The organism is Massilia genomosp. 1 (genome assembly GCF_011682185.1).
GTDB classification, from domain to species: domain Bacteria; phylum Pseudomonadota; class Gammaproteobacteria; order Burkholderiales; family Burkholderiaceae_D; genus Telluria_A; species Telluria_A rubra.
Genome location: NZ_WHJF01000064.1, coordinates 34488 through 41197, shown reverse-complemented (window position 1 = coordinate 41197; position 6710 = coordinate 34488). Strand labels below are relative to the sequence as shown.

Annotated in this window: 4 protein-coding genes; 1 reads left to right on the top strand and 3 read right to left on the bottom strand. The window is 62.0% G+C overall.

Going from position 1 to position 6710, the window contains the following annotated elements; genetic code table 11:
• Positions 1-178 precede the first annotated feature (178 nt).
• The gene (locus tag F1735_RS21675) at positions 179-2941 is read right to left on the bottom strand and encodes a TonB-dependent receptor (RefSeq protein WP_229505893.1); all 2763 of its coding nucleotides are present in this window, start codon (positions 2939-2941) and stop codon (positions 179-181) included.
• Between the two features lie 466 nt (positions 2942-3407).
• Here F1735_RS21675 and F1735_RS21670 point away from each other — a divergent pair, with 466 nt between their 5' ends.
• Complete coding sequence (locus F1735_RS21670; protein WP_167238877.1) at positions 3408-5033, top strand: NAD(P)/FAD-dependent oxidoreductase; 1626 nt, start codon at positions 3408-3410, stop codon at positions 5031-5033.
• A gap of 65 nt (positions 5034-5098) precedes the next feature.
• Here F1735_RS21670 and F1735_RS21665 read toward each other — a convergent pair whose 3' ends face one another.
• Positions 5099-5548, bottom strand: coding sequence for a hypothetical protein (locus tag F1735_RS21665; protein WP_167238876.1), 450 nt, complete (start codon positions 5546-5548; stop codon positions 5099-5101).
• Positions 5549-5588: 40 nt separating this feature from the next.
• Entirely contained in the window at positions 5589-6554 is a 966-nt protein-coding gene (gene corA, locus F1735_RS21660) for a magnesium/cobalt transporter CorA (RefSeq protein ID WP_167238875.1), read from the bottom strand.
• Between the last annotated feature and the right edge of the window lie 156 nt (positions 6555-6710).

The window sequence follows — 6710 nt, the reverse complement described above, 5'->3', positions numbered from 1 at the left end:
TCGCTCCACGCTTCCTCCCCACAGTCGGTCGCCCTTCCGCAGTTGCGCTTCACTTCGCTCACTGTGGTCAGCTTGCGGGAGGACTTGCACCTCCAAGAGTGCGCCCATGCTGGGCGCACGAAAAAAAAGCGCGTTGCCGAAGCAACGCGCCTTTCATCATGACTGAGGTCGAATCAGCTTAGAACTTGTAGCTGGTGTTGACGTAGACGGTACGGCCCATCGTGTCCGCGTAACGGGCATCGTAACCAATCTGGTGGCCCGACGACGTGCGCAGGGTCAGTGGTGGCTCTTTGTCCATCAGGTTCTTGATACCGCCACGAACTTCCCATTGCTTGCTGATCGCAAACTTGCCCTGGTAGTCGATGGTGCTGTACGACGGCACGTTCAGACGGACCGGAGCCAGCGACGGAGCTTGGGTCGCCACGTTGTACAGCGTGGTGGACTGGTCGGTGTAACCATTGCGGTAGCTGACCGTCAGCGCATTGGTCATGTTACCGGTTTCCAGGGTAGCCACGGCTTTGGCGATGTTACGGAAGGTCACTTGCGCAGTGATGCCGTATTTATCCATGTTGTCGGTCCACTCGTTGTCGGTACCCGGCACGGTGTAGCTGGCCTTGAGCATGTGGGTGCCGTTGACGTTCAGGGTCATTTTGCCGAACGAATACTTCTCGCCGACGGTCAGGTCCCAGTCGATACCGCGGTTGTGGGTACGGCCGATGTTGATCGGGGCGTTGATGTATGCCCAGCTCTTGATACCGGTGGCAGGATCGGCGAAGTCGGTGAACAGTTCGCGGAACTTGCCGGCATTGCCGAAGGCCTGGATTTCGCTGACCGACGATACCTGGTTGGTCATGCGCACATCCCACAGGTCGGCGCCGAAGGTCACGCTCGACGATGGCTCGAGGCGGAAACCGATGGTGTACTGCTTCGATTTCTCGGGCTTGAGCTTCTCGTTACCACCCAGGTACGAGTAGTACTGCAGCTTGCCGGTGCGGCACAGGCTGGCGTCAGCGGCGCTTAGCGCTGCCGGGCAGTCGTACGCGGCGGACGTGTAGCCGTTCGACACCAGGGTGTTGGCGATGTCGTTCTGGTCGGCGACGCGGAAGCCGGTACCGTACGAACCGCGCAGCAGCACCGAGGTGGTCGGGGTGTAGCGCGCGCTGATCTTGTAGGTGCTCGCGTCCTGGGTCTCGCCCTTGGTACGGCCGGCGGCCTTGTCTTTCACGCCCGAGTAACTGTCGTAACGCACGGCCGTGGTCACTTCCAGGTCCTTGACGATCGGCAGGGCCAGTTCGCCGAACACGCCGGTCGAATCACGCGTGTAGTCGAATTCGGCGCTTGGGCTGAAACCGTAGATGGTGCCGTTCTTGGCAGCGGTCGACGCGGTCTGAACCTGGTTCAGTTTGCGGTACTCGGCGCCGATACCAATGCTGCTTTTGCCGCCTGGCAGGGAGAACAATTCGCGCGAAGCGCGCGCGTCAACGCCACGCATGTCCGAGTAAGCTTCACGTACCGAACCGTGGAAGATCGAACCGCTGATCTGGTCGGCCTTTGGCGAGCTTGCCGAACCGGTTGGCAGGAACGGGTTGAAGGTCGGGCCGGCGATCAGGCTGCGGAATTCCTTGTTCAACAGGTAGCCGCCGGTGTAGCTCTCTTCCAGTTTGTACTTGGAGTAGGTCAGGCCGGCGTTAAAGTCCCAACCGGCGAAGCTGGCGTCCAGGCCGGTCACGGCGTGGATCACGTCGGTGATGGTCTTGCTGTCACGGGTACCGAATTCGCTGGCGCGGTAGGTCGCGGTGGCGCTCTTGACGTCGCCTTGCTGGGCAGGATTGATGAACGGCTTGACGTACTGGTTGTACACTGGCGAGTTCAGCGGAACTGCGACGCTGACCGGGTTGGCGGCGATACGCGCGGTCAGGTCGAAGCGGCCCAGCGACAGGTCGGCGAAGGCGGTGACGCTGTCCGAGAACTTGATGCGACCCGAGGTGTACAGGGTGTCGCGCTTCGATTCAGGCACGGTTTCGATGGTCGAGGCACTGTCCACGGCGCAATAGTTGGCCGCAGGGGTGCTCGACAGGTACGGGAAGAAGCCTTGGGCGCACTGGCCGTTGACGGCGCGGTACGGGTTGAAGCCCATTGCCGAATTGGCCTTGCTGTTGAACGCCACGTTGACGTTGGCAGCGGTGCCCGAAGTCGAGGTACGGTCATAGATGTAGCTCTGGCCGTCGTGGCCCAGTGGAATGTACGACGTCTTGCTGAATTCGCGCTCGGTCGCCTTGACTTTTTTCTGCTCGTCGTGACGGTAGGTCATCAACAGGTTGTAGCGATTCGTTTCCAGATCGCCGAAGCCCCAGGTGATGCTGGCGTTGGCGTTCTTGCCGCCCGGGTTGGTCGGTACCGACACGCCCGCGTCCAGGGTCAGGCCCTGGAAGTTTTTCTTCAGGATGAAGTTGATGACGCCGGCGATGGCGTCGGCGCCGTACAGTGCCGAAGCACCGTCGGTCAGCACTTCGACGCGCTCAACCGCAGCCATCGGGATCGAGTTCAGATTGACCGCGCTGCCGCTGTCTTGCAGAGGCGCCATGCGGCGGCCGTTCAGCAGGACCAGGGTGTAGCTGCCGCCCAGATCGTGGATCGAGGCGGTGGTGCGGCCGCCAGTGTTGGTGCCGGCTGCCACGGCTTCAATCGTGAAACCCTGCATCGCTGGCAGTTTCTGGATCAGGTCGGCTACCGTAGTGGCGCCCGAACGTGCGATGACTTCCTTGGAAACCACCTGCACCGGCAATGCGCCTTCTTTCACAATCCGCTTGATGCTCGAACCGGTGATTTCAACACGCTGGATAGGAGCATCCTGGGCCAGGGCTTGACCGGCGACGAAGCCAGCTAACAGGCCGAGGGCGAGGCGAACGGAACGTACGCCAATCTTCTCTTGAAACATCATTTTTAGAACTCCGTTTAGGATGAGGATAATGACACTACAGCAGCTTGCTTGCACGACAGCCTTTCGGACCGCACACCGCGCTGGCACATTGCCCATTAGCAATCATCAGGGCAGGCCGCGCACGGCACGGGCGTCGCATCATTTTTTCTGCAAGGGGCATTATCGGGTCAGCGCCAAAAAAATGGAGGGCAAAAAGAACCGAAATGCAACTTTTCCTGCGACTACAGCGAAAATTCTTCCTATACGTATATGCACCAAATGAAATATTGTGCATTGCCGCAAAATAAGAATAATGAATGAGTCTGTTTTGCAACAAAATTTCTCATAGAGACAATAATGGAGTCGTAGCAACACCTTGACATCGAAAATACCCGTGCTGGATGCCCCGATTCGCCCATGCGGCGATGCAGCCGGTAAAATAGCGCCCTGCCTTGCTTTCCCCACCCTGAACCACGACCGACTTACTATGCTGCGAATTAACGAACTCAAACTCCCGCTCGACCATGCCGAGGCCGACCTGCGCCAGGCCATCCTGGCGCGCCTGGGCATTGCCGGCGCCGACTTGCTCGGGTTTAGTGTGTTCAAGCGCAGCTACGACGCGCGCAAGCGCAGCGCCATCGTGCTGATCTATGCGATCAACGCCGAGGTGCGCGACCAGGCCGGCCTGCTGGCCCGCCTCGGGCACGACGCCCACATCCTGCCCGCGCCCGACACCAGCTACGCCTTCGTGGCCGGCGGCGAGCAGTTGCAGGGGCACGACAAGAGCGAGCGCCCGGTGGTCATCGGCACCGGCCCGTGCGGCCTGTTCGCGGCGCTGATCCTGGCCCAGATGGGCTTGCGCCCGCTGATCCTCGAACGCGGCAAGGTGGTGCGCGAGCGCACTGTCGACACCTTCGGCTTCTGGCGCAAGCGCGAGCTCAACCCGGAATCGAACGTACAGTACGGCGAAGGCGGGGCCGGCACCTTCTCGGACGGCAAGCTGTACAGCCAGATCAAGGACCCCAAGCATTACGGGCGCAAGGTGCTGACCGAGTTCGTCAAGGCCGGCGCGCCGGATGAAATCATGTACGTGAGCAAACCGCACATCGGTACTTTCCGCCTGGTCAAGATGGTTGAACAGATGCGCGAAAACATCATCGCGCTGGGCGGCGAATACCGCTTCGAGAGCAAGGTCGCCGATATCGAGGTCGAAGGCGAGGGCGACGCGCGCCAGATCCGCGGCGTGACCCTGGCCAGCGGCGAGCACATCCCCACGCGACACGTGGTGCTGGCCATCGGCCACAGCGCGCGCGACACCTTCGAAATGCTCTACGAGCGCGGCGTGTATATCGAGGCGAAGCCGTTTTCGGTGGGTTTTCGGGTCGAGCACCCGCAGTCGCTGATCGACGCCTGCCGCTTCGGCCCGAACGCCGGCAACAAGATCCTCGGCGCGGCCGACTATAAACTGGTGCATCACGCCGCCAACGGGCGCTCGGTGTACAGCTTCTGCATGTGCCCGGGCGGCACGGTGGTGGCGGCCGCCTCGGAGCCGGGGCGCGTGGTCACCAACGGCATGAGCCAGTACTCGCGCAACGAGCGCAATGCCAACAGCGCCATCGTGGTGGGCATCACGCCGGCCGACTATCCGGGCCATCCGCTGGCCGGCATCGCGCTGCAGCGCCAGCTGGAAGAAGGCGCGTTCGCGCTCGGCGGCGGCACCTACGACGCGCCGGGCCAGTTGATGGGCGACTTCGTCAAGGGACGCGCGTCGACCGCCTTTGGCTCGGTGCTGCCCTCGTTCAAGCCGGCGGTGCATTTGACCGACCTGGCCACCGCCCTGCCCGACTACGCGATCGTGGCCATGCGCGAAGCCTTTCCGGCGTTTGACAAGCAAATTCGCGGCTACTACCAGGAAGACGCGGTGCTGACCGGCGTGGAAACGCGCACCTCGTCGCCGATCCGCATCAAGCGGCGCGACGACAACCTGCAAAGCCTGAACACGCGCGGCCTGTTCCCGGCCGGCGAAGGCGCCGGCTACGCTGGCGGGATTTTGTCGGCGGCGGTGGACGGCATCAAGGTGGCGGAAGCGGTGGCCTTGTCGATGGCCGCCTGAATATCAGGGACGGTGCGGTGCAAGCAGGCAAGCGCACCTGCCGCCGCCGACGGCCGCCGCGAGCATTAAACATGCGGCGCGGCATCCGGCCCGATCAATGGCCTGCCGCAAAACACCTCCAGCCGATGGATGATATCGGCCGTTTCACGATCGTTCAGGCCGAGGCCGAAGTTGATGCGCCCGCAGGTCGTTTCAATGATCAAGCGCTGCCCCTCGAATCCCCAGCCGTATAAATTCGCGCTCCTGGCCACATACAGCGGCGGCGCCGCTGCGGTCACCGACACGATCTCCTCGCGCGCCAACGACAGCGACTCCGACAAGAACAGATTACGCCAGAGCGCATATAACAACAACAGGAGCATCGCGAGGCCGCCAAACCAACCCTCCACCGAGGTGGGCGAAGGGCGTAGCGCATCGTTGACCAATAAGGCGGCCAAGCCGAGCGCCATGGGCGGGCACATCACCGAGGGGAGGATGCGTCGCGGCGGGGGTGAGGTAATCTCTATCGAGTTCATGCGCGTCTTTTAGCAGGCAGGGGCGGCGTCGGCGCTGCGGCTACAGCCAGCCCGACTTCCTGAACCGATAGTACAGGTAGAAGCAGACGCTGACCATGATGCACAGCGCCGCCAGGTAGCCGAAATGCCACTTCAGCTCCGGCATGAATTCGAAGTTCATCCCCCACACGCCGGCGAACGCGGTAAACACCGCGAAAATCGCGGCCCATGCGGCCAGCCGTTTATTGACTTCGCCATCGTCGATCGCCACCATCGACAGATTGACCTGGATCGCCGTGCCGATGGTGTCGCGGATGGTGTCGAGCGAGGCGTTGATGCGCTGCAGATGGTCATGCACGTCGCGGAAGTATTCCTGGGTGTCGCGGCAAAACGAAGGCACGCGCCCGCCATGCAGCTTGCCGATGGCGTCGAGCAGCGGCGTGACCGCGTGGCGCAGCACCAGCACCTTGCGCTTGAGTTCATACAGGCGCTCGATGTTGTCGCGCTGCGAGCCGCGGATAAAAATGCGGTCCTCGATCGTTTCGAGTTCCGATTCGAGCGCGTCCACCACCGGAAAGTAACGGTCGACCACCGCGTCCATCAGCGCGTACAGCACGAACGACGACCCCTTGGCCAGCAGGTGCGGCTCGCGTTCGGCGCGCGCACGCACGCCGAGAAAACCGCGCATGACGTTGTTGCGCACCGAGAGCACGTAGTTTTCGCCGACGAACATGGCCACCTGGCCCACGCTCAGTTCATCGCCATCGGTTTCCACCGTCTGCACCACCACGAACAGCGAGTCGCCGTACTCCTCGATCTTGGGACGCTGGTGGCCGCGCAGCGCGTCTTCCACCGCCAGTTCGTGCAGGCCGAATTCGTGCTGCATGATGGAAAGTTCGTCCGGCTGGGCGTCCTTCAGGGCCACCCACACGAAGCAGTCGGGTTTTTGAATGTAGTCGCTGATGGCTTCGACGGAAATGTCGGACAGCTTTTTGCCTTCCTGGTAGGCGACGCAGTTGATCAGCATGATGGTTCCAACGATAAATTGGACAGAAGCTTACACCATGCGGCGGCTGCGCGGAGACGGCGCCGGGGATGCATTGTCAGCCGCCGTTAGCCGGCGAACCGTCACCCCCGCGCAGGCAGGGGTCCAAGTTCGCAGCACATCGCGCCATTGAGCCTT